Source organism: Halomonas binhaiensis, assembly GCF_008329985.2.
GTDB lineage: Bacteria > Pseudomonadota > Gammaproteobacteria > Pseudomonadales > Halomonadaceae > Halomonas > Halomonas binhaiensis.
Genome location: NZ_CP038437.2, coordinates 3,815,803 through 3,837,497, shown reverse-complemented (window position 1 = coordinate 3,837,497; position 21,695 = coordinate 3,815,803). Strand labels below are relative to the sequence as shown.

The window sequence follows — 21,695 nt, the reverse complement described above, 5'->3', positions numbered from 1 at the left end:
ACAGGGGGACAGCAAGAAGAAGCCGGTGCGGTAGCTGCGGTAAAAGGCGCTGCAGCGGCTTACAATATGTGGCTGGATGATGACCTGTGTGCCTACAGGATGATGAAGAGAGAAAAGTGAGCATGAGTACAATAGCGTTCGAAGCACTGGCTTGCCCATTGGATGGAGATCCGCTGCATCGACGCGATGGCGCCTGGTGTTGCGAGGCTGGCCATGGTTTTGACATCGCTCGACAAGGCTATGTGCATCTGTTGCCAGTGCAGCGCAAGCGTTCCCGTGATCCCGGGGATAGCAAGGAAATGGTCGCGGCGCGGCGGCGCTTCCTCGAGGCTGGTCATTATCAGCCGATTGCCCAGGCTGTGGCCCAGGCAGTGCTGAAGGAAGCGCCTGCGGATAGGGCGCTGCACTGCCTTGATGCCGGCAGTGGAGAGGGCTACTACCTGCGTGAGCTGGAAGGCGCCGCCGGTGATGACCAAAAGCTGGCGCTACTGGGTGTGGATATCTCCAAGTGGGCGGTGCTCGCGGCTGCTAAAAGCCAGAAGGCTGCCACCTGGGTGGTAGGCACCAATGCTCAGTTGCCTGTTCAAACGTGTAGCCTGGAGCGGGTGTTATGCATGTTCGGCTTCCCCGTATACACGGAGTTTGCCCGCGTGCTGAAGCCAGGCGGTGAGCTGCTTCAGGTTGATGCTGGCGCTGATCACTTGCGTGAATTACGCGAAGTTATCTATCCCACGATCAAGTCGCCGCGCAACGAAGACAATAGCGTGCCGGAAGGTTTTACTCGGACATCCTGCGAGAGGCTGAGCTACACGATCGATCTTGCCCATGCCGCACAGATTGCTGACCTGCTGGCCATGACACCACATCTTCACCGTGCCAATGCCGAGGGGCGAGCGCGAGCCGCGGCATTGGAATCGCTGACCGTTAGCGTGGATGTGCAAATAACGCGATTTACCTGCCAGTGAACCGTCACACCCACCACGCCAAGTGCGCGATACGCTATCTAGAACACCATTTACACCCGGCCTAGAACATCATTTACATCCGTCCCAGTATGTCGGCAATCTCATTTCGCAACCATTGCGATGCAGGGTGGTTATCCTCCTGAGCCGTCCACACCAGGGACACGTCGGGTACCGTCAGCGTCATCGGCAGCGGGGCCACTCGCAGGCCGAACGCCTTGCCGTAACGTCGAGCCATTCGGGTCGGTAGCGTAGCGATCAGCGGGGCGTTCGCGATCATGCCCAGCACGCCGAGGAACTCCGACGAGGTAGCGGCCACGTTGAGTTTGCCACCGACGGCATCGAGTGCCGATTCGAGACAGCCATGCAGACTCTCGCTGAGGCTGACGAGAGCATGCGGCAGGTTCAAGTATTCCTCGAGAGAGACCGTCTCTCCGAGTGCCATCATGTCGGGGTGAAACACGCAACTCAGCGACTGTTCGAACAGCAATTGTTGTCGATAACGCTGAGCCTGACTGTCGAAGCAACCGATCGCCAGGTCCAGCGCTCGGTCATCCAGCATGCGGTAGACATCGCGCTGCTGCACCGGGCGGCCATGGAGTCTCACTCCCGGAGCCTGTTGACGCAGATGCGAAGCAAGCTCTGGCATCAACAGCAGTTCTACCTCACTGGAGAACCCCATTCGAAAGATACGCTGGTCACGTGCGGGGTCGAATTCCGAGGTGTCATGGATGATCGATTGCATCGCACTCAGTGCCTGCGCTATCGGATTGGCCAAGGCTTGAGCCCGCGCTGTCGGTTGCATGGCCGTCCCCACACGCACGAACAGTTCGTCCTGAAACAGGGTTCTTAGCAACGAAAGGTTGTGGCTCATGGCCGGCTGGCGAATCTTCAGCCTTTCTGCGGCTCGGGTCACACTGCGCTCGCGCATCATCGCGTCGAAGGCGATCAACAGGTTCAGGTCGAAGTTACGAAGATCGAAATGATCAATTGGCTGCATTCTTTGAATCGATTTTTCTAATGGTGATGACAGGAATACCCTGGCTGCTGTCATCAGTCAACAGGAAAACCTCATGACGCCTCTGACAACGTTTCGTGTCGGCAATGCCTTGATCACCAAAGTGCCGGAACTCGCCCTGGATACTGTCGAGACCGAGCAGCTGTTCCCGCAAGGCGATGCCCAGGTACTGGCCCGCGCCGCCATGCATTGGGGCGAGCGAAGCTTCGACGCCGATCACGGCTTGCTGCGCCAGAGCATCCACGCCTGGGTGGTCCAGACGCCGACGCACACCGTGTTGGTCGATACGGCCACTGGTAACGACAAGCAGCGCCCAACGGCACCGCTGTTCCATCAGCTCGATGAACCCTTTCTGGAGCGACTGAAGGCGATCGGCGTATCGCCCGAGACGGTGGATCTGGTACTGCTGACCCATATTCATGCCGATCATGTTGGCTGGAACACCACGCTACAGGGCGGGAGTTGGGTGGCGACCTTCCCCAATGCTCGCTATGTCTTTTCCGAACGTGAATACGCGTATAACCGGGCGCTTTCCCAGGAACGCGATGCGGTAGCGCCAATCCTGCGGCAGGCAGGGCTTGGTGAGCCGGGACACGAGCCGATTGGCGGCGTCTTTGAAGATAGTGTCCTGCCTATCGTGGAGGCTGGGCTGGATCAGCGAATCGATATCGACGATACCGAGATTGAGGGCTTTCGCTTCCATTCCACCCCTGGGCACAGCATTGACCATGCCTCCATCTCCTTGACCTCTCAAGGCCAGACGGCGCTGTTTTGGGGCGACATCATGCACCACCCATTGCAGTTCCGACATCCCGAGGTCAACTCGGTGTATTGCGAGTTCGCGCAGGCCGCAAGGCAATCCCGTGACAAGGCCATGCGTCAAGCCGTCGAGCTCGATGCCCTGGTCTTTACTACACACTTCGGTGACAGTTCCGTCGGCAGGGTCAGCCGACATGCACAGGGTTTCGATTGGCAGTTCGTTCAGGGAGTCCAAGCATGAACACTGGCGCCTCGGTGGATGAACTAGGTCGAGATGAAGTACGTCGCGATACATATCTTATTGACAGCGATACTTCCGGTATCCAGTTGCAGCTACGTCGGAGACGTCGTTCCGATATGTGCGAGCCCAGCTCGTGCAACACGTTGCTGCTGATGCACGGTGCCACCTTTCCCAGCGAGAGCCTGTTCGACGTTCCTGTGGATGGCGCTTCGTTCATGGACGTGTTGGCCATGGCCGGATTTGACGTCTGGGCAGTGGATGCCAGGGGCTACGGAGGTTCGACTCGACCGGTCGAGATGTCAGCGCCAGACGATGCCAACCCGCCACTGACACCGGCTCGCGTCGCAGCGCGAGATCTGGCTTCGGCAGTCGAATACATTCTTGACGAAAATGCCATCGAGCGCCTCAATCTCGTAGCCATGTCCTGGGGTGGCTCGGTCGCAGGGATCTATGCCAGCCAGCATGGCGAGTACATCGAAAAACTGGTGCTGGTAGCACCGTTATGGCTGTCGAGTCGACCATTGCGCATCGATGCAGGCCAGCCGCTGACGGCTTGGCGTTCAGTGAATGTCGATGCCTTCCGTGAGGCATGGTTGACGGGAGTGCCGATAGAACAGCACGAGGCCTTGTTGCCACCAGGCTGGTTCGAGCAGTGGGCTGCAGTGACCAATGCCACCGATCTGGATGCTCCCGAATCGGGCACCATTCGGGCTCCTGGCGGGGCAATCCAGGATACCCGTGAACATTGGCTTGCCGGTCGTCCACTCTATGACCCGGGAGCAATCACCGCTCCGGTACTGCTGGTGCACGCCGAGTGGGACCAGGATGTGCGACTCGACATGATGCAGGATCTGTTCTCACGTCTTGATAACGCTAGCTATCGACGTTGGATCGAGATTGGCAGCGGCACTCATATGATCCTGATGGAACCAGGCCGCTGGCAGGCCTTCGATGCCATCATCGCCTTCTTGCGAGAGCCAACAAGAGGGGCATAGAAGGGGCGCAGATAAGAGACCGCCTTTTCCACCGGCTACCCGAAAGAAACGGGTCTGACGGTAAAGCGGCTGTTCCTTCAGCCTGGAAACGGGAAAAGGAACAGTCGTTGTCTACGCTTTATTGCTGGACGCTTTCATACGCTAGTGCGCCAATATCTCATTGAATTCCAGCACATTCAGGTCGGGGTCACGGATAAAGCAGACGTTACGGCGACCGTGGCCCATCATGACCGGCCCTTCGCTGATGCCGATATCTTCGCGCGCCAGCCACTCCACCAATTCGTCCATGCTGTCGATGATAAAGGCGGCGTGCGTGTAGCCGGGCCGCTTGACCGGCGCATCAAGCAGCACGTTGCCTTCCTCTGCAGGCTGGCCGTTGTAGATCAGGTGGATCCGCAGACCAGTGGGATGCACCAGCCCACAGGCCTTGGCCTCTGGTGAGAACTCCTCGGGATCGCGGGTGAAGCCCAGCTTGGCGTAAAAGTCCTCCGCTATCGCAAGATCCGTGACGCGGATACCGACATGATCGAGGCGTAGTGTGTCAAAACGCATGTTGATGTCTCCTTATACGTTGATGGCTACCTGATACAGGAACGTTGATGACTCTTGATACAGGAACGTTGATGGCTCCTGACACGTTGAAGACTCTTGATACAGGAACGTTGATGGCTCCTGACACGTTGAAGACTCTTGATACAGGAACGTTGATGACTCCTGACACGTTGAAGACTCTTGATACAGGGACGTTGAAGACTCCTGACATAAAGAGATCGATTCAGGCTTCGAGACCGGCGCGGGTCCGCTGGAAGGGAATAAAGCCGGGGAGGCCTTCGATCTGGCGCAGCCAGGCCTGGATTCTTGGATATCCAGATAGATCTACATTCCCCTCGGGCGCCCGCTCGACATAGCTATAAAGTGCGATGTCCGCGATGCTGGGTTCGTGTGTCCCGGCGATCCAGTGGTGGTCTGCCAGCGTCCGCTCCATGACAGCGAGTGTGGCGTGCGCGCGCTCGATCACCTCGTCAGCGTTGAAGGGCGCACCAAATACCGTGATGAGCCGAGCGGCGCAGACGCCATAGGCGACTTTTCCCGCTGCAACCGAAAGCCACCGTTGCACCTGGGCTTCCTCAGTCGGATCCGTGGGTAACCAGTGGGAGGGACCGACCTTTCTCGCGATATAGACAAGAATCGCAAGTGAGTCCGCGATGATAGTGCCGTTGTCGTCCAGCACCGGAACCTCGCCGAACGCATTGAGTGCCAGGAAGTCCGGTTGCTTGTGTACACCGGCTGACAGGTCGACTTCGATCAGTTCATGGTCGACCCCCGTGATGGAGAGAAAAAGGGCGGCGCGATGCGCATGTCCTGACAGTGGGTAATGGTAGAGCTTCACGGCAAATATCCTCTTGGCAACAATGTGTTTATTCTGTCTTTCGTCCCAAGGTGGGACAATCCGTTGAATCCGCACTTCATTATTGCGGTTTTGGGCAATAATGCTTGGAGGAAGAGGAGAAATAGAGGAGGCGCGATGGACCGGCTGCGAACGCTAAGAACGTTTATCTGTGTGGCGGAGCATGCAAGTTTCGCTGAAGCGGGACGACGGCTGAATATGTCGCCGACAACGGTGACGCGGACGATTGCGGCCCTGGAAGCGAGTCTTGGCGTTCAGCTTTTGATGCGTACGACACGCAGTGTTCGGCTGACCGAAGAAGGTGCGCTGTTTCTGGAGCGGTGCCGGGCAGGGGTTGCCGAGATCGATGCGGCAGTCGACATCGTCCAGGGTGGCCAGTCGACGCCACGCGGAACGCTGACGGTGACAGCTCCGGTCATGTTTGGCCGGTTGCATGTCCTGCCTGTTGTGGTCGAGCTGTTACAGCTGTACCCCAATCTTCAGGTCAGGCTTCTGTTGCTGGATCGGGTGGTCCGTCTGGTCGAAGAAGGCATTGATATCGCTATTCGTATCGCCGATCTGCCAGACAGTTCGCTCCACATGCTGCGAGTGGGTCAGGTTCAGCGCGTGTTGAGCGCGAGCCCGGACTACCTTGCTGCGCGTGGCAGGCCGATGTCTCAGTCCGATCTGCGACATCATGACCTGATCCGAGTCGAGGACGAGGTCGGGCCGCATCGTGGGTGGGGGCCCGACGATGCCCGGCGTTCCGGGAACCCCGCGCGTCTGTCAGTCAATAATGTGGATGCGGCCGTTTCCGCTGCCGTCGCCGGGCTCGGTGTGGTTCGGACGCTGTCTTATCAAATCGCCGATCATGTCGCGGCAGGCCGGCTTGAACGACTCCTGACCGATGATGCGGCACCCGCTCTGCCCATTTCCTTGCTGTTTCAAAGTGGGCGCAAGAATCACCCGAACGTACGCGCTTTTATTGAAGCCGCGAAGCGTCACTTGCAGGGGATATCGCTGTAGTCGGTGAGTGTGATTTCAAGCGTGGCCTGTCTCCTGACCAGGGGGCTGATTTCGAACGCTGCGAAGCTACCTGCCAGGAAGAGCGAATCGGAAACCTCGGTTGTTATTGCCACTGCCGGACATGATCAATCAGCGCTCGAAGCTTGGGCGCCATGTTGTGGCGCTGTGGGAAATAGAGGAAGAAACCGGGGAATGGCGGCAGAAAGTCCTGCAGCAGCGGAATGAGTTGACCGGATTCCACATAGGGCCGGAAAGTCTCTTCCGTGGCGAAGGTGATCCCGGCCCCGCACAGCGCAGAGCGAAGCATGAAGCGCAGGTCATTGGTGGTGATCTGTGGCTCGACAGCGACATCGAAGGGAATACCATTTTCTTCGAACTCCCAGCGATAAGGAGCGACGTTCGGGGCTGGTCGCCAACCGATACAGCGATGATGCACCAGCTCGCGTGGATGTGTCGGGGCTCCATGCTTGGCGAGGTAGGAGGGGGTTGCAACTGCCATCTCGCGCTGGTTGCCTGTCAGAGGCACGGCGATCATATCCTGCTCGATGACTTCTCCCAGCCTGACGCCTGCATCGAAACCGGCGGCCACGATGTCGAATTCCTCGTCCGTGACAGTGACGTCTATCGTCACCCGGGGGTATGCCTGTGCAAAGGCCGCGATGAGCGGGCCGGACAGGAATCGCTCAGCGATGGAAGTCACCGCAATGCGCAGGAGGCCGCGTGGCTCATCCTCAGCCGCGACTTGATCGAGTGCTGTCGCGATATCCGACATTGGCTGCGACATGGCCTGGTGCAGGCGCTCCCCGGCTTCCGTCAGATGCACCGATCGCGTCGTGCGAATGACGAGAGCCGTGCCGAAGGCATCCTCGAGCCGTCGTATTCCTTGGCTGACGGCCGAACGGGTCACACCAAGCCGATCGGCTGCCGCGCGAAAGTTGTCCTCTTCTGCAACGGCGAGGAACAGCGGCAGAAGGTTCATGTCGATTTTCATTGTCCAGCATTGCTAACCATTGAGTTAAGTAAGTGATAGATACCGGCGACAGACGCAAAAGTCCACTCTTGTCCACGTCATCCAACAATGGAGTACAGCATGGACAAGGTCATTCTTATTACGGGTGCGTCCAGTGGTATCGGTGCAGGAATCGCACGTGAACTTGGCGGTAGTGGAGCAAAGGTCATGCTTGGGGCTCGGCGCGTCGATCGGCTCGAGGGCATCGCCGCGGAGATCGCGGCAAGCGGTGGCGAGGTGCTGACTTGCCATCTCGATGTGACGGATCGCAATAGTGTCCTCGCCTTTGCCGATGCAGCCCGAGCGGCTTGGGGGCGTGTCGATGTGCTCATCAATAACGCCGGCATCATGCCGCTGTCCCTCATGAGTTCGATGAAGACCGACGAGTGGGAGCAGATGGTCGACGTCAACATCAAGGGCGTACTGCATGGTATTGCCGCGGTTCTGCCTGAAATGAACGAGCGAGAGGCAGGACACATCATCAACATTGCCTCTGTCGGGGCCTTGAGTGTCGTGCCGACGGCGGCTGTCTACTGCGCGACGAAGTATGCCGTACGGGCGATTTCGGATGGGCTGAGGCAGGAAAATGGCAAGCTCCGCGTCACCTGTATCCATCCCGGAGTGGTCGAGAGTGAGCTGGCGTCCACGATCACCGACCCGGTTGCAGCCAAGGCCATGACGACATACCGGGCCATTGCCTTGCAGCCGGACGCGATCGCCCGCGCGGTCCGCTACGCGATCGAACAGCCAGAGGACGTTGACGTGAACGAAATCGTGGTTCGTCCTACCGCCGCGATGTAGGAGATGAGTCATGTGCTCTCATCCATCCAGGTCCGCTCACCAGCCCATTTCGCCAACGATTGCTGTTGTGCTGGCGCTGGGAATGGCTTCGTTTTCTGTCACTGCTCAGGCTGAAAGGTCTGCTCGGCACTCTGACACAGACGTCTCTCGACAAAGGAGCCTCGCTCAAATGAAACACCACCGGGAACCTATCGAAAGCGATGCACAAAACCGCTCCTATGTCGGCATGTGGGTCACCAAGGATGGCTATATCCGCCACCAGTTGCTTGCCAATGGTCGTTATGTCGAGGCGCGTGGCACGCGAGAAAAGGCCTACCAGGGGCGCTACGAAATCACGGGAAATGACATCGAGTACTGGGACGACACGGGGTTCACCGCCGACGGAACCTTCATCGACGGCGTGCTGCACCATGCTGGAATGATCATGCATCGAGAGGAGACGGAGCAATGAACAGTCGCGCGCGTTCGTTTTTGCACAAGTCTCGTCCACTCTACCGGCTTGCCCTCATCTATACCGTCGCCTGGGGGATGCCGCTTCTGACTGTGACACCGGCACTGTCCCAGCCAAGCGGACAGGAGGTGGCTTCCCCGGGAGCAATAGAGCGCACAGAGACGGAGCGCAATCGTGACATTGTCCAACGTGCGTTCGAAGCATGGGCCAATGGGGAAAATGTCTTCAATGACCTTCTCGCAGACGACGTCATCTGGACAATTCACGGCTCGGATCCAGTCGCGGGTACTTACAACGGCAAGGAAGATTTCTTGTCACGCGCATCGGCACCGTTGGTGAGTCGGCTCCAGACACCGATAGTGCCTGAGGTACACGCGCTCTGGGCGGAAGGGGATGTTGTCATCGTGCGCTTCGATGGCAGTGCAACGACAACCTCCGGCGCGCCTTACCGCAATGAGTTTGTGTGGATCTTCTGGATGAAAGACGGCGTGGTGACCCGAGCTGAAGCGTTCCTTGATCTCGCCGCGTACCGCGAAGCCGTCAACAGCAATGAACCCAGGGAGGGCTGATGAAGAATCCAAAAGGGGGGGCTTTCCCGGATGTTGCCGGAGCAGCCGCTCGGGTGTTTTGAGGGGCAAGCCGCTGGTGAATCATCACCGGCGGCTTTTTCATTTCCATGCTCAGAAAGGTGTGATGTATCAGGGGGTTTATTAAAAGAAAAAAATGCTCACTATTAGCATGTAAAATTCATATTTCATAAACCATAGATATAGACCTAGATATTGGCATCGGTTTGCGATGGGTATATTTTGCACACTATGAGTAAGCAAAATTCAGGACTTATAAACCGATTGTTGGCTAGCTTGGATGATGCTGAGCTGGTTTCCAGCCGCTGGCTGCGAGCTCATGGCTACTCCAGCAGCCTTGTCGCGCGTTACGTGGCTAGTGGCTGGCTGGAGTCGCCGGCACGTGGCGTCTACATGAGGAAGGGCGGACGGCTGCAATGGGAGGGAGTGGTGCGTACCCTGCAATTCGGGGAAAGGTTGTCCCTGCATGTGGGAGGGCGCTTTGCATTGGCCTGGCAAGGGTACGAACACTACCTGAGGCTGGGAGAAGCCGCCACCGTGACACTATATGGTCCGGATCGGCTTCCTGGATGGGTACCCAAGCTACCGCTATCAGAGCATTTTGAGGCTTACAGAAAGAAAATCTTTGATTTTCCTGTGATTCGTTTCTCTCCAGAGATGTCTGAAAACCTGCTGCTTGATCAGGGGCTGGGGTGGAGCAAGGCCAGTTCCAGTGTGGAAAGCGTCGTCTGTGCTATGCCAGAACGGGCCATGCTGGAGTTGTGTGATGGTCCCCCGGAGGCATCCTTGGTCTATGAAGCCGACGCGCTGATGCAAGGAATGACGACCCTGCGACCGCAACGGGTTGGAAGGCTGCTGCGTCATTGTCGCAGTATCAAGGCTAAGCGCTTGTTTCTGGCTTTGGCGGAAAGGCACCGCCATGCATGGCTATCGCATGTTCAGATGGATGATGTGGATCTGGGGAGTGGAAAACGCTCGTTAGTGCCTGGAGGGCAGCTGCATCCGACTTATCAGATCACATTACCAGGAGATTTGGATGAGCACTTGGGATAGGCGCTACTTTGATCGCGTGCAGTTGCTGGTCGATGTTTTGCCTTTTCTTGCTCAGGAACCACGTTTCGCTTTGAAGGGCGGGACTGCGATCAATTTGTTTGAACATGATTTACCCCGGTTGTCGGTCGACATTGATCTTACTTGGTTGCCGGTACGTGATTTTAATGAGGATTCGGCATCCATTGCCGCCGCGCTGGAGCGACTGGCAGATATTTTGAGTGCTCGTCCACTTCAGCTGCAGGTTCAGCTGTCGGCGGGTGAGAGGACTCGAGGAGTTACGCGGCTGGTGGTCAGTCGTGGCCGAGCACGTGTACATATCGAGACCACACCGGTAATGCGTGGCACAGTGCATCCGGTGCGAGAGCTGGTGGTTAGACCGACAGTGGAAGAAGCATTTGGTTTTGCTTCTGTGCAGGTGCTCCACTTCGCTGATCTCTATGCGGGCAAGTTGGCTGCAGCGTTGACACGACAACATCCACGTGACCTCTTTGATATCGGCTTGCTTTTAGAAGATGAGCGAGCAGATACAACACTATGGCGTACCTTCCTTGTCTACCTGTCTTGCAGCCCCAAGCCTGCTTGGGAAATGCTGGCGCCGAGAGAACCTTCGAATTTCGAAGCGATATTCGATACTCATTTCAAGGGGATGACGACCAAACCGATAAGCTCTGACCAACTGCTGAGGTACCGAGCAAGGCTATTGGCGCGGATCGCTGCTTGGCTGGATGAGTCGTCGAGCACTTTTCTTTTGTCTTTAGAAAACGAGCAACCTGATTTTGGCTTGATTGGATTACCTGAGGCCCAAGAATTACCCGGCGTTCGGCGAAAACTACACAATTTGGCTCGGCGCTCGAATAGCAAACGGGATTCTGATCGATTGAAGCTGGAGCAGGTGTTGTACGAACTTTCTTGAAGCATGACGTTATTGGAGTACTGGCGAGCGTTTCGGCTGTTCGTGACCTACAACTAGGGGGGGAGAGACGGAGTTCATTCAGCAAATAAAGGGATGATCTTCCAATAAAGGCAAGATCTGTATGCATCATGATGATAGTTAGCATGACTATAGTTGTACCCCATGGTGACAACTCTATCGCTATATTCATGACAGACTGGTCTTGCCACAACAATAATGGAGGGTCGAATGAGCGCCATCGTTCTGCTGGTCCTGGGTCTTGCCGCAATGGCGGCAGGGTACCTGGTGTACTCGAAGTTCATCGCCGAGAAGATCTACCGACTCGATCCTGACTTCAAGACACCTGCCCACGAATATGAAGACGGTATCGACTTCGTGCCGACCAACCGTTTCATTCTGTGGGGTCACCATTTCACCTCAGTGGCTGGGGCGGCGCCTATCGTCGGGCCAGCCATTGCGGTGATCTGGGGCTGGCTACCGGCCTTCCTGTGGGTGGTGCTGGGCACGATCTTTTTTGCTGGGGTGCATGACTCTGGCGCCATCTGGGCCAGTGTACGCAACAAGGCCAAGTCGGTGGGTTCATTGACTGGCGACGTGGTAGGAAAGCGTGCCCGCAGCATCTTCATGATTGTCATCTTCCTGGTTCTGCTGATGGTCAACGCGGTGTTCGCGGTGGTCATCGCCGGGTTGATGATGAAATTCTCCAGCGCCGTGGTTCCGGTCTGGGGCGCAATTCTGGTTGCGTTAGTCATCGGGCAATTGATTTACCGGCGTATTCTCAGCCTACCCGTCGTCTCGGTGCTGGGAGTCATTGCCCTCTATGCATTGATCTGGGTCGGACCCTCCGTGCCGATTCAGATGCCGACCGAGGTGATGCCAGGCCTTTCCGGCAACGCTGCCTGGATTCTGCTGTTGTTTGGTTATGCTGCCATTGCCTCGTTGCTGCCGGTGTGGATGTTGTTGCAGCCCCGTGACTACATCAATGGTCTGCAGCTATTTATCGGTCTGATTGTGCTCTATGGTGCCGTGGTGCTGCTCAATCCCACTCTGGTGGCGCCAGCCTTCAATACCGACGTACCGCCTGGCACTCCCTCGCTGTTACCACTGTTGTTCGTGACCATCGCTTGTGGCGCCATTTCCGGCTTCCACGGACTGGTTTCCTCGGGCACCACTTCCAAGCAGTTGAATCGCGAGACGGATGCCCGTTTTGTTGGATATTTCGGTGCGGTGGGCGAGGGCATGCTGGCACTCGCCGCCATTCTGGCCGCCACCGCCGGCTTTGCCTCTGTTGCCGACTGGCAGGCCATGTACACCGCTTTCGGCAGCGGCGGCGTCACGGCCTTTGTGCAAGGTGGCGCCTACATTATCCACAACGGTCTGGGGATGCCTGAAGCCACGGCGGCGACCTTGCTCACCGTGATGGCCGCACTATTCGCCGGCACTACCATGGATACCGGCCTGCGTCTGCAGCGCTATATTTTCCAGGAGTGGGGCGAGATATATAACCTGCCCTGGATGAAGAAAGGGGCACCGGCCACTCTGCTGGCCGTGGGCAGTTGCCTGCTGCTGGCCTTCGGTGCCGGTGGTGCTGATGGCTCTGGGGGCATGATCATCTGGCCTTTGTTCGGTACCACCAACCAGTTGCTGGCGGGCCTGACCCTGCTGGTGATCACGGTGATGCTGGTGCGTCTGCGGCGCCCCATGTGGTACACCCTGGCACCGCTGTGCTTCCTGTTGGTGATGACCATCGGCGCGTTGCTGCTCCAACTGCGGACCTTCTACGAGCAGGGCAATATCTTCCTGCTGTTGATGGATATCGTGGTGCTGATTGCCGCCATCCTGGTGGCCATGGAATGCGCCGCGGCACTCAAGCGCTCGCGTGCAGAGGTGGCCGCCGAACCGGAGTGAGCCCGGGAGATAGCAAATGCATGACGATGATGACAAGGAGCATGATCCGCGTCTCAAGCGGATTCGAGCCTGGCTGAGCCAGGCTCGATTCTTCGCCGAAGAAACCTATTCTGTCCGCTATCGTGGGGCCATTGCCCGTGCCCAGCGGGATGAAGACGACCTGTTCATGCTGTTGGTGTTCTCCGAGATGATGGGAATGCCCAACCCGGTGGCCTACTACACCCTGGAGCTTCAGCCGCTACTGCTGGAGCGCTTCCACGACTGGCACAAGCGCATGGGCATGGAGCACTCGCCGCTCGATCATTTCAGGTGCTGCTGATTTATTCAGCGTTTCCTTTGGTGTCGGCCGCTGCCGCGCGACACTCCTCCTGTATCCGTGATTGAGGATGATTGCGTCAATGAAAAGGGCGTGGAATGGACACAGGAAAAAACATGAAAGGGTGCATGAAAGAGTTGCTGGAAAAACGCTTGCTGTGGGTCGGTGGCAAGGGGGGAGTGGGCAAGACCACGGTGTCGGCAGCGTTGGCGGTGCTGGCTGCGCGGCGTGGCCAGCGAGTATTGGTGGTTTCCACCGACCCTGCCCATAGCCTGGGGGATGTCTTCGACCGTGAACTGGGCGATGTTCCGCGACGCCTGCTACCCGGCCTGGAGGCCATGGAGATTGATCCTGATGCGGAGGTGGAGTCCTATCTGACAAGGGTCACTCAACAGATGCGCCGCTATGCTGCTCCGGAAATGATGAAGGAGCTGGAGCGCCAGATGCGTCTGACCCGACAGTCACCGGGCACTCAGGAAGCCGCTTTGCTGGAGCGATTGTCGCGGCTGATCACCGCGGAGGACTCCGATCATGACCTGATCATCATCGACACAGCCCCCACCGGCCATACATTGAGACTCCTGAGTCTTCCCGAAGCCATGGTCGCCTGGACCGACGGCTTGCTGGCCCACAGCCGCAAGTCCGAGGAACTCGGCAAGGTCCTCTCCCACCTGACACCCAAGCGGGGGCGGGATGTGGCCACACCCTTTGACGACCCCCAGGAGGACCCGCTGTCCGATCTCGACGAGCGCACCCGCGATGTGGCACGTACGCTGATCGAGCGGCGTCGGCTCTTTCATCGTGCCCGGCGATGTATCGAGGATGCTGGGCAGACAGGATTTCTTTTCGTGCTGACTCCGGAGCGTCTGCCGATCCTCGAGACCGTGCGCGCGGTGGCAGCGCTGGAGGAGGTCCAGATTCCGGTGGCTGGCACGCTGGTCAACAGAGTGATTCCTGCGCAGGCCGATGGCGATTTCCTGAGTGCCCGTCGTGAGCAGGAAGCCCGCTATCTCGAGCGTATCGACACCGAACTTGGCCATCTGCCGCGGCCACGGTTACCTTGGCTGCCCACCGACGTACAGGGGCTGGAGATCCTGGAATCCCTGGCGGACTACCTTGAGGACGCGGGCTTCTGACGAGACCTCTGGCAGGGCTTGTTCGATGACGATTTGCTGGCGCAATCACAGACGCTTCTCGGATAGTGTCTAGGCACCGGCCAGTTCGCTGACGGCATTGGACAAGGCATCGAACACGGCACGCACGCGCCCGGGAACAGGCCCACGTTGTGGCCGGTAGACGTACAAGCCCCATGCAGGTGGTGCCTGATCCTCCAGCACTTTCACCAGCTTACCGCTGGCGATGTAGGGGCGGGCCATGTAATCAGCGAGCTGGGCGAAGGCAATACCGGCCAGCACTGCGCCCATCTCCATGTCAGCGTCATCGGCGATCACGGCAGGTGATGGCGGCACCCATTGTCGTCCTCCCTTGAAGTACCAGGGCCAGGGCCGACCGGTGTTGATATCGAGTGCCGCCGTGACAGGCATACGGGCCAGCTCGTCGATATCGCGTGGTGTCCCGGTACGCTTGAGCAACTGTGGGCTGGCCACCGTGTGCAGCTGCATTCGACCCGCCTGGCGGGCGACAAATCGGCTATCACGCATGAAGCCTACCCGCAGGCCGACATCGATGCCTTCATCGACGGCATCGCTGATACGGTCTGACAGGCGCAGATCAAGCACGATACCGGGATGATGGGCGGCGACATGTTTCATGGCGGGCAATACGGCTCGTGCACCGAGGCTACGTGGTGCGGTAACACGGACCAGACCGCTGAGGACCGCATCCTTTGTGGTGCCAGGAGGGCGCCACAGATCCTCGAACTGCTCAAGTATGGGGCGGGAGCGAGCGAGCAGCGTTTCGCCGAAGGCGGTGATCCGCACCTGTCGCGTATTGCGATGAAACAGCAGCTCGCCGTAATGCGCTTCCAATTGCTTGATGGCGCGCGTGACTCCCTGCGGTGACAGGCCGAGACGGACCGCTGCCTCGCGGAAGCTCGAGGATTCCGCGGCTGCCCGGAAGATTCGCAGCAATTCGAGTTCGTTCTGCATCGAGGTGTTCCGATCTGACCCCATTCAGGGTCATTCTATGCTGCGGCTTTTATTCCACAAGCTGGAATTATGAAATCGACATGATTCCATATACAGCGATGCGCATGCCTTTCCATACTGCTGTCCGGCCATTGAATGGCTTACAGAGCGGATCGAACAATGTGGAGACCTGAATGAACACGCTGGACCTGATCAATGCCTATTACACCGCGTTCAATAGTGGCGACCGCGAGGCCATGCTCGCGCTGCTGTCCGACGATGTGGTGCACGATCTCAACCAGGGCGATCGCGAAATCGGACGCGATGCTTTCCGCACCTTCCTCGAACGCATGGATCGCAGTTACAGCGAGCAGTTGCATGACATCGTAGTGATGCCAAGTGCCGATGGTTCGCGGGCAGGGGCCGAGTATGTCGTGCATGGTACCTATCGGTTCACCGACGAGGGGTTGCCCGAGGCGAACGAGCAGCGCTATGTACTTCCGGGGGGCGCATTCTTCGATATCCGCGATGGCCTGATCACGCGAGTCACCAATTACTACAACCTGGGTGACTGGATTGCACAGGTCGCTGGAGATGCCTGAGGTGGGGCCTGGCCTGCGTGTGGTTATATGTCGTGGAGGTGACATCGCCGAGTGGCTATCGGCGGTGGCGCAGCTGCGGATCGAGGTATTTCGCGATTATCCCTATCTCTATGATGGTGATGTGGATTACGAAGCCAATTACCTGCAGACCTATACCCGTACGCCCGATGCTCTGCTTGTCCTTGCGCTGGATGGTGAACGAGTGGTTGGCGCATCTACCGGCCTGCCGCTGGCTGAGGCGGAAGCTGATTTCCAGGCACCATTCCACGAGCGTGGCATGGATATGAACGATGTCTTCTACTTCGGCGAATCCATTCTGCTGCCCGAATATCGCGGCCAAGGGCTGGGCCATCGCTTCTTCGACGAGCGCGAGGCGCATGCCCGTGCGTTCGGCAGCTTCAAGTGGACAGCCTTCGCTGCGGTTGATCGCAGCGAGGATGATCCACGACGCCCTGCCGACTACCGTGCCAATGATCCATTCTGGACCCGCCGTGGATATGTTCGGCATCCAGACATGCAGATGCAGCTGGCCTGGAAGCAGATCGGAGACGAGCAGGAAACAGAGCAAGCCCTGACCTTCTGGCTGCGTCCTCTGGAGAATGTGCATTGAGAGGAGTGCATGTGAGAAAGGCACTTGCGAGAAAGACGCCCGGGAGAAAGACATCATGAGAGTTGCCGTAGCGAAGTACCCGGTACAGGCACCGAAAGATTTTGAGCAATTCGCCGCCCGGCAGCGTCAACTGCTGGTGGAAGCCAGGCAGGCAGGAGCGGAACTGGCAGTGCTGCCTGAGTACCTCTCGCTCGAGCTTGCAGGAATGTTTGCGGACGATATCCGGGGAGACCTGCATAAATCGCTGGCGGCACTGCAACGTTTTCAGCAGGACTGGATAGCGCTGTATGCGGACTTGTCCCGCGAGTTGGGCCTGATCATTCAGGCCGGGACCTTCCTCACCGCAGTGGGTGATGGACGATATCGCAATCGCGCATGGTGGTTTGCACCGAATGGGCGGCAGGGGTATCAGGACAAGCTGCAACTGACCGGTTTTGAGAAGGCTGCCGAAGTGATCGATGGCGGCGATGTCCTCAACGTGTTCGACATGAACGGCATCCGTAGCGCTATTGCCGTGTGCTACGACTCGGAATTCCCGCTGCCGGTGCGGGCTCAGCAAGAGGCAGGTGCCCGCCTGCTGCTTGTACCGAGCTGCACCGATCTGGCTGCCGGTGCTACCCGAGTACGCGTGGGTTGCATGGCGCGGGCACTGGAAAACCGCATGTTCGTGGCACATTCCGTCACCGCGGGGGATGCCGAGTGGAGCCCGGCGTTGGATACGAATACCGGCGAAGCCGCGCTCTATGCGCCGATGGACCATGGCTTTCCCGACGACGGTATTCTTGCCATCACCCAGGGTGACCAGGTGTGGGCGGTAGCCGACCTTGACTTTGACGCGCTCGAAGAGAGCCGGGTCCAGGCCCAGGTCGCCGTGGACCGGGATTGGGATGGGCAGTTTGTGCCAGCGTTTCGGCAGGCCATCCTGCAGACGGGAAAAGTGGACGAGCCGGTCGACTGAAACGCCAGGCGAATCTTCGTTGTGCTTCGTTCCCCTGGACTAGACTTGATAAGTGAATGGCAGACTTGCTTGGTCATCGGTGAGACCTGGTAGATGAATGGCAGGCTTGATCGGTAAACGGTGAGACTTGATAGGTAAGCGGCGAGTGTCGTTCAGCGTACATTTCGTCAGGAAGTCATCATGGGCAGCCACTTTGCCAGCCGTACGGAAGCGGGGCAGCTTCTGGCAGAACGTCTCAGGGAAAGGCATTACACAAACCCGGTCGCTCTAGCGTTACCGCGTGGTGGCGTGCCTGTCGCGCTGGAAATTGCCAAAGTGCTCCAGGCACCTCTAGATCTGCTGCTCGTGCGCAAGATAGGGGTGCCGTATCAGCCTGAGCTGGCACTGGGGGCAGTGGTTGATGGTGATCCCCCTCAGGTGGTGATCAATGAGGATGTCCAGTACCACGCGAATGTCAGCGACGATGAGTTCGAGGCGCTCAAGGCCCATGAGCTGGAGGTAATCGAGCGTCGCCGGTCGAGTTACCTGAAAGGGCGCAAGCGCGTCAGTGTGAAGGGCATGACGGCCATCGTCATCGACGATGGGATCGCCACTGGCGCCACGGTTCGTGCCGCACTCAAGGCATTGCGTCAGGCCGAGCCGGAAAGACTTGTGCTGGCGGTCCCCGTAGCCCCCAAGGATACGCTGCAGCAGTTGCGAGGCGAAGTCGACGAGATTGTCTGCCTCGAAAGTCCTGAGCTTTTCTATTCCATCAGCCCCTACTATGACGACTTTCAGCAGGTGAGTGATCAGCAGGTTATCGCCTGGCTTGCCGAGGGTGACCTGATTGCCGTGGGGCAAGGGGCTGCTCCGAGGTGATGAAACCCGAGGTGATGAAACCTCAGCATCGTCGCTTTGGGTGAATGAGTGTCAGAAGAACTGATATCAGGGCCGGCTGAAGTGCAGAGGGCTTTGCATCAATATTGTTATGATATAACATCTCTTTTGATTCTAGCATCATGGTCTGCAAGAGGTGTCGACATGAAGAGCAGCAGCGGCATGAAGGGTTGTAGCGGAATGAAGAGCAACAACGACATGAAAAACGTACCAAGTACTGCCATTCCCGATCATCTGGAAATCGGCGCATGAACTTCGTTCGCCACTTATCGATGGTGCTATGGCTTCTACCCGTTGCTCATGCGAGTGCGGATGCTCATGCGAGTGCGGGTGCTTCCGTCTATCCACTCACCGTGACCAATTGCGGCAGGGAAGTCAGCTTTCAGTCAGCCCCCGAGAGCATCGTCACCATCGGCCAATCGGCCACTGAGATCCTCTATGCGTTGGGGCTGGCTGACAAGGTCAAAGGGACTTCCGTCTGGTTCAATCCGGTCTTGCCGCAGTTTCGCGACGCTGATGCTGGTATCGAGAGAATTGCCGATAATGATCCCAGTTTCGAGGCTGTGGTGAGCAAGAAGCCTGACCTTGTTGCTGTCCAGTACGAGCTCCATGTCGGGCCAGCTGCAAGTGTAGCGAGCCGTGACCAGTTCAATGAACTTGGTATCTCCACCTATGTCATGCCTGCTGACTGCGATGGCAAGGACAACAACGCCACAGGAGGCGATGGAACGCGTACTGCGGCTTTCTCCTCGGCATCGATCTACAAGGGCATCACCGAGCTGGCCAGGATCTTTGATGTGCAAGACAAGGGGAAAGCCTTGGTGGCCGATCTTCAGGCTCGGGAAGCTGGCGCCATTGCCCATGCTGCACGCCTTGAGCTACCGGAAGACCTGACGGCCGTGTTCTGGTTCTCGTCCCCGGAACTGTCGACCGACCCTTTTGTCGCGGGACGACTGGGCGCACCAGGCTACATGATGGACAAGCTTGGCATCCGCAATGTGATTCAGTCTGATGAGGAATGGCCTACCGTTGGTTGGGAGTCCATTGCCAAGGCTGATCCGGATGTCATCGTGGTGGCCCGCATGGAGCGTCGTCGTTATCCCGCAGATGATGTCGACGCGAAGCTGGAATTTCTGCGCAGCGATCCGGTGACTCGTGAGATGACGGCCGTCAAGAGAGGGCACATTGTGGAGATGGACGCCCATGCCATGAGTGCCACCATGCGTACGTTCTTTGGCCTTGAAGTACTTGCTGACGCCTTGTCCACGATGTCTTTCGAGCAATGAGTTCAGCCATTGCATTAAGCTCCCGGGTCCGGCCAGGGTGGCGCTGGTTGTGGCTGGCCCCACTAGTGTTGTTTGCTGTCTTAATAGCGGGCACTGCGATTGGCGAGACCTCAATTTCGCTTGAGACGATCTTCAAGGTATTGGCGAACCGGCTCTGGGGGGCTGGTTATGCCGTTGACAGAATCGATGACGGCATTATCTGGAACTATCGGCTCAGCCGCGCCATTGTAGCGGCCTGCTGTGGAGCGGGGCTCGCCCTGGCTGGCCTCGTCCTTCAAGCGCTGTTGCGCAACCCCTTGGCGGATCCATTTCTGATGGGGATCTCGGCCGGTGCCTCGACCGGTGCTGTGGCAGTGACCATCGCGGGAATGGGGGCTGGAGCCTTGACCCTTTCGGCTGGCGCCTTCGCCGGGGCAGGCCTGGCCTTTGGGCTGGTACTGCTGCTTGCCCAGGCTGCGAGTGGCGGGCGCAGCTCTCAGGCTGCCGGGGCGATCATCCTGGCTGGACTCGCTGGGTCTCAGCTATTCAATGCTCTGACCGCTTTCATCATTGCCAAGTCGGCCAGTGCCGAGCAGGCACGCGGGATCATGTTCTGGCTACTGGGAAACCTTTCTGGCGTACGTTGGGATGATGTCGTGCTGGCAGTGCCTGTTGCGCTTGGCGGTCTGCTGATATGTCTGTGGTACCGGCGCGCGCTGGACGCCTTCACCTTCGGTACGGACAGTGCCGCTTCGATGGGTATCGCTGTGCGTCAAGTAAGAGGCATCTTGATTACCTCCATGGCGTTGGTGACAGCCGTCATGGTTTCCATGGTCGGAGCCATTGGTTTCGTTGGCCTGGTGATACCTCATGCCATGCGCTTTATCGTTGGCAGTCGCTATACCCGTCTGGTGCCTGCTTCGGCACTGGCAGGCGCGGTGTTCCTGGTCGCGGCGGATATTCTCTCGCGTGTCCTGGTGCCTGGGCAGGTACTGCCGATTGGTGTCATTACATCGCTGGTCGGAGCGCCAGCTTTTGCATTGATTCTGGTTCGGGGGATGAGAAAACGATGAAGCTGACGGCCAGACAAGTCGGTTGGACAGTCCATGGACGCAAGTTGCTGGATAGGGTCAGCCTTGTTGTGGAGCCTGGCCAGACCTTCGGTCTGATTGGGCCGAATGGATCCGGCAAGACGACCTTGCTACGGATGTTCGCGGGTCTGGCCAGGCCGCAGGTTGGATCCATCACGATCGATGAGCGGTCCATGGCCAATATGCGTCAGCGCGATATCGCTCGCTGCATTGCTTTGGTAGAGCAACATGCGGAAACCACTGACCGAGTCAGCGTACGACAGGCGGTGGCGCTGGGCCGGACTCCCTTCCTCTCACCGTTGCGCCCATGGTCGGACCAGGACAATGCTATCGTTTCTCGCGTCCTTGATGATGTGGGCATGCAGCATCTGGCGGATCGTCTCTGGAACACGCTGTCTGGGGGGGAACGTCAGCGCGCTCATATTGCCCGCGCCTTGGCCCAGCAACCGAAGATACTGTTACTCGATGAACCCACTAACCACCTGGATATTCGTCACCAGTTATCCATCCTGCAGTTGGTCAAGCAACTACCGGTTACCGTGATCATCGCTTTGCACGACCTCAATCAAGCCATGGATTGTGACCGGGTTGGTGTGATGGGTAATGGGCGTCTGATCGATATCGGCCCGCCCAATCGGGTGCTGACAACTGAGAGATTGCGCCATACCTTCGGAGTGAATGCCGATATTCTTGATGATCCCATCAATGGCAGCCAGATCATGCGTTTTCGCAACGCGGTATAAGGCGAGAGACGCAGGCGCTATCGCCCCTTCCCAAATC

General features: G+C 58.0%; 24 protein-coding genes. 19 read left to right on the top strand and 5 right to left on the bottom strand.

Annotated elements, in window-relative coordinates:
- Positions 1-122 precede the first annotated feature (122 nt).
- Positions 123-965 carry a putative RNA methyltransferase gene (locus E4T21_RS16830; RefSeq protein ID WP_149286142.1) on the top strand — a complete coding sequence of 281 codons (843 nt, stop codon included), beginning with the start codon at positions 123-125 and terminating at the stop codon, positions 963-965.
- A gap of 73 nt (positions 966-1,038) precedes the next feature.
- On the opposite strand, the gene E4T21_RS16825 is transcribed toward E4T21_RS16830, so the two are convergent.
- Positions 1,039-1,962 (bottom strand): LysR family transcriptional regulator, encoded by a 924-nt coding sequence (locus E4T21_RS16825; protein ID WP_149286141.1) that lies wholly within the window; start codon positions 1,960-1,962, stop codon positions 1,039-1,041.
- A 73-nt stretch (positions 1,963-2,035) separates the two neighbouring features.
- Here E4T21_RS16825 and E4T21_RS16820 point away from each other — a divergent pair, with 73 nt between their 5' ends.
- The gene (locus E4T21_RS16820) at positions 2,036-2,980 is read left to right on the top strand and encodes an MBL fold metallo-hydrolase (RefSeq protein WP_149286140.1); all 945 of its coding nucleotides are present in this window, start codon (positions 2,036-2,038) and stop codon (positions 2,978-2,980) included.
- Positions 2,977-3,975: an alpha/beta hydrolase gene (locus E4T21_RS16815; protein WP_149286139.1), complete on the top strand. Its 999-nt coding sequence runs from the start codon at positions 2,977-2,979 to the stop codon at positions 3,973-3,975. Before E4T21_RS16820 ends, E4T21_RS16815 begins: the two co-directional genes overlap by 4 nt.
- A gap of 141 nt (positions 3,976-4,116) precedes the next feature.
- Here E4T21_RS16815 and E4T21_RS16810 read toward each other — a convergent pair whose 3' ends face one another.
- On the bottom strand, positions 4,117-4,527 hold the full coding sequence (locus E4T21_RS16810) for a VOC family protein (protein ID WP_149286138.1): 411 nt from the start codon (positions 4,525-4,527) through the stop codon (positions 4,117-4,119).
- Positions 4,528-4,750: 223 nt separating this feature from the next.
- On the bottom strand, positions 4,751-5,365 hold the full coding sequence (locus E4T21_RS16805) for a glutathione S-transferase family protein (RefSeq protein WP_149286137.1): 615 nt from the start codon (positions 5,363-5,365) through the stop codon (positions 4,751-4,753).
- Positions 5,366-5,500: 135 nt separating this feature from the next.
- Here E4T21_RS16805 and E4T21_RS16800 point away from each other — a divergent pair, with 135 nt between their 5' ends.
- Positions 5,501-6,388 (top strand): LysR family transcriptional regulator, encoded by an 888-nt coding sequence (locus E4T21_RS16800; RefSeq protein ID WP_149286136.1) that lies wholly within the window; start codon positions 5,501-5,503, stop codon positions 6,386-6,388.
- Between the two features lie 103 nt (positions 6,389-6,491).
- On the opposite strand, the gene E4T21_RS16795 is transcribed toward E4T21_RS16800, so the two are convergent.
- Positions 6,492-7,367: a LysR family transcriptional regulator gene (locus E4T21_RS16795; protein WP_240349196.1), complete on the bottom strand. Its 876-nt coding sequence runs from the start codon at positions 7,365-7,367 to the stop codon at positions 6,492-6,494.
- Positions 7,368-7,478: 111 nt separating this feature from the next.
- Here E4T21_RS16795 and E4T21_RS16790 point away from each other — a divergent pair, with 111 nt between their 5' ends.
- From E4T21_RS16790 to E4T21_RS16755, 8 genes are all read left to right on the top strand, one after another.
- Entirely contained in the window at positions 7,479-8,198 is a 720-nt protein-coding gene (locus E4T21_RS16790; RefSeq protein WP_205423409.1) for an SDR family oxidoreductase, read from the top strand.
- Between the two features lie 169 nt (positions 8,199-8,367).
- Entirely contained in the window at positions 8,368-8,649 is a 282-nt protein-coding gene (locus E4T21_RS16785) for an Atu4866 domain-containing protein (RefSeq protein ID WP_149286133.1), read from the top strand.
- Positions 8,646-9,218 (top strand): nuclear transport factor 2 family protein, encoded by a 573-nt coding sequence (locus E4T21_RS16780; RefSeq protein ID WP_205423408.1) that lies wholly within the window; start codon positions 8,646-8,648, stop codon positions 9,216-9,218. Before E4T21_RS16785 ends, E4T21_RS16780 begins: the two co-directional genes overlap by 4 nt.
- 282 nt (positions 9,219-9,500) lie before the next feature.
- Entirely contained in the window at positions 9,501-10,289 is a 789-nt protein-coding gene (locus E4T21_RS16775) for a type IV toxin-antitoxin system AbiEi family antitoxin domain-containing protein (RefSeq protein ID WP_240349195.1), read from the top strand.
- Positions 10,273-11,202, top strand: a complete 930-nt coding sequence (locus tag E4T21_RS16770) for a nucleotidyl transferase AbiEii/AbiGii toxin family protein (protein WP_149286131.1) — start codon at positions 10,273-10,275, stop codon at positions 11,200-11,202. The genes E4T21_RS16775 and E4T21_RS16770 overlap by 17 nt, the downstream gene beginning before the upstream one ends.
- 228 nt (positions 11,203-11,430) lie before the next feature.
- Positions 11,431-13,110 (top strand): carbon starvation CstA family protein, encoded by a 1,680-nt coding sequence (locus tag E4T21_RS16765; protein ID WP_149286130.1) that lies wholly within the window; start codon positions 11,431-11,433, stop codon positions 13,108-13,110.
- Positions 13,111-13,126: 16 nt separating this feature from the next.
- A complete protein-coding gene (locus E4T21_RS16760) occupies positions 13,127-13,429 on the top strand; it encodes a cory-CC-star protein (RefSeq protein ID WP_149286129.1) in 303 nt (100 codons plus the stop codon).
- Positions 13,430-13,554: 125 nt separating this feature from the next.
- Positions 13,555-14,562 (top strand): ArsA family ATPase, encoded by a 1,008-nt coding sequence (locus E4T21_RS16755; RefSeq protein ID WP_149286128.1) that lies wholly within the window; start codon positions 13,555-13,557, stop codon positions 14,560-14,562.
- 69 nt (positions 14,563-14,631) lie between these two features.
- Here E4T21_RS16755 and E4T21_RS16750 read toward each other — a convergent pair whose 3' ends face one another.
- Positions 14,632-15,534 carry a LysR family transcriptional regulator gene (locus E4T21_RS16750; protein ID WP_149286127.1) on the bottom strand — a complete coding sequence of 301 codons (903 nt, stop codon included), beginning with the start codon at positions 15,532-15,534 and terminating at the stop codon, positions 14,632-14,634.
- 173 nt (positions 15,535-15,707) lie between these two features.
- Between E4T21_RS16750 and E4T21_RS16745 the strand changes: the two genes are divergently transcribed.
- The 7 genes from E4T21_RS16745 (at position 15,708) to E4T21_RS16715 (ending at position 21,658) form a co-directional block, all read left to right on the top strand.
- Complete coding sequence (locus E4T21_RS16745) at positions 15,708-16,115, top strand: ketosteroid isomerase-related protein (RefSeq protein ID WP_149286126.1); 408 nt, start codon at positions 15,708-15,710, stop codon at positions 16,113-16,115.
- On the top strand, positions 16,108-16,725 hold the full coding sequence (locus E4T21_RS16740) for a GNAT family N-acetyltransferase (protein WP_187775028.1): 618 nt from the start codon (positions 16,108-16,110) through the stop codon (positions 16,723-16,725). Before E4T21_RS16745 ends, E4T21_RS16740 begins: the two co-directional genes overlap by 8 nt.
- A 55-nt stretch (positions 16,726-16,780) precedes the next feature.
- Positions 16,781-17,683: a carbon-nitrogen hydrolase family protein gene (locus E4T21_RS16735; protein ID WP_149286125.1), complete on the top strand. Its 903-nt coding sequence runs from the start codon at positions 16,781-16,783 to the stop codon at positions 17,681-17,683.
- Between the two features lie 180 nt (positions 17,684-17,863).
- Entirely contained in the window at positions 17,864-18,541 is a 678-nt protein-coding gene (locus tag E4T21_RS16730) for a phosphoribosyltransferase (protein WP_149286124.1), read from the top strand.
- A gap of 266 nt (positions 18,542-18,807) precedes the next feature.
- Entirely contained in the window at positions 18,808-19,845 is a 1,038-nt protein-coding gene (locus tag E4T21_RS16725; protein ID WP_240349194.1) for an ABC transporter substrate-binding protein, read from the top strand.
- Positions 19,842-20,897 carry a FecCD family ABC transporter permease gene (locus E4T21_RS16720; protein WP_149286123.1) on the top strand — a complete coding sequence of 352 codons (1,056 nt, stop codon included), beginning with the start codon at positions 19,842-19,844 and terminating at the stop codon, positions 20,895-20,897. Before E4T21_RS16725 ends, E4T21_RS16720 begins: the two co-directional genes overlap by 4 nt.
- The gene (locus tag E4T21_RS16715; protein WP_149286122.1) at positions 20,894-21,658 is read left to right on the top strand and encodes an ABC transporter ATP-binding protein; all 765 of its coding nucleotides are present in this window, start codon (positions 20,894-20,896) and stop codon (positions 21,656-21,658) included. The genes E4T21_RS16720 and E4T21_RS16715 overlap by 4 nt, the downstream gene beginning before the upstream one ends.
- Positions 21,659-21,695 lie beyond the last annotated feature (37 nt).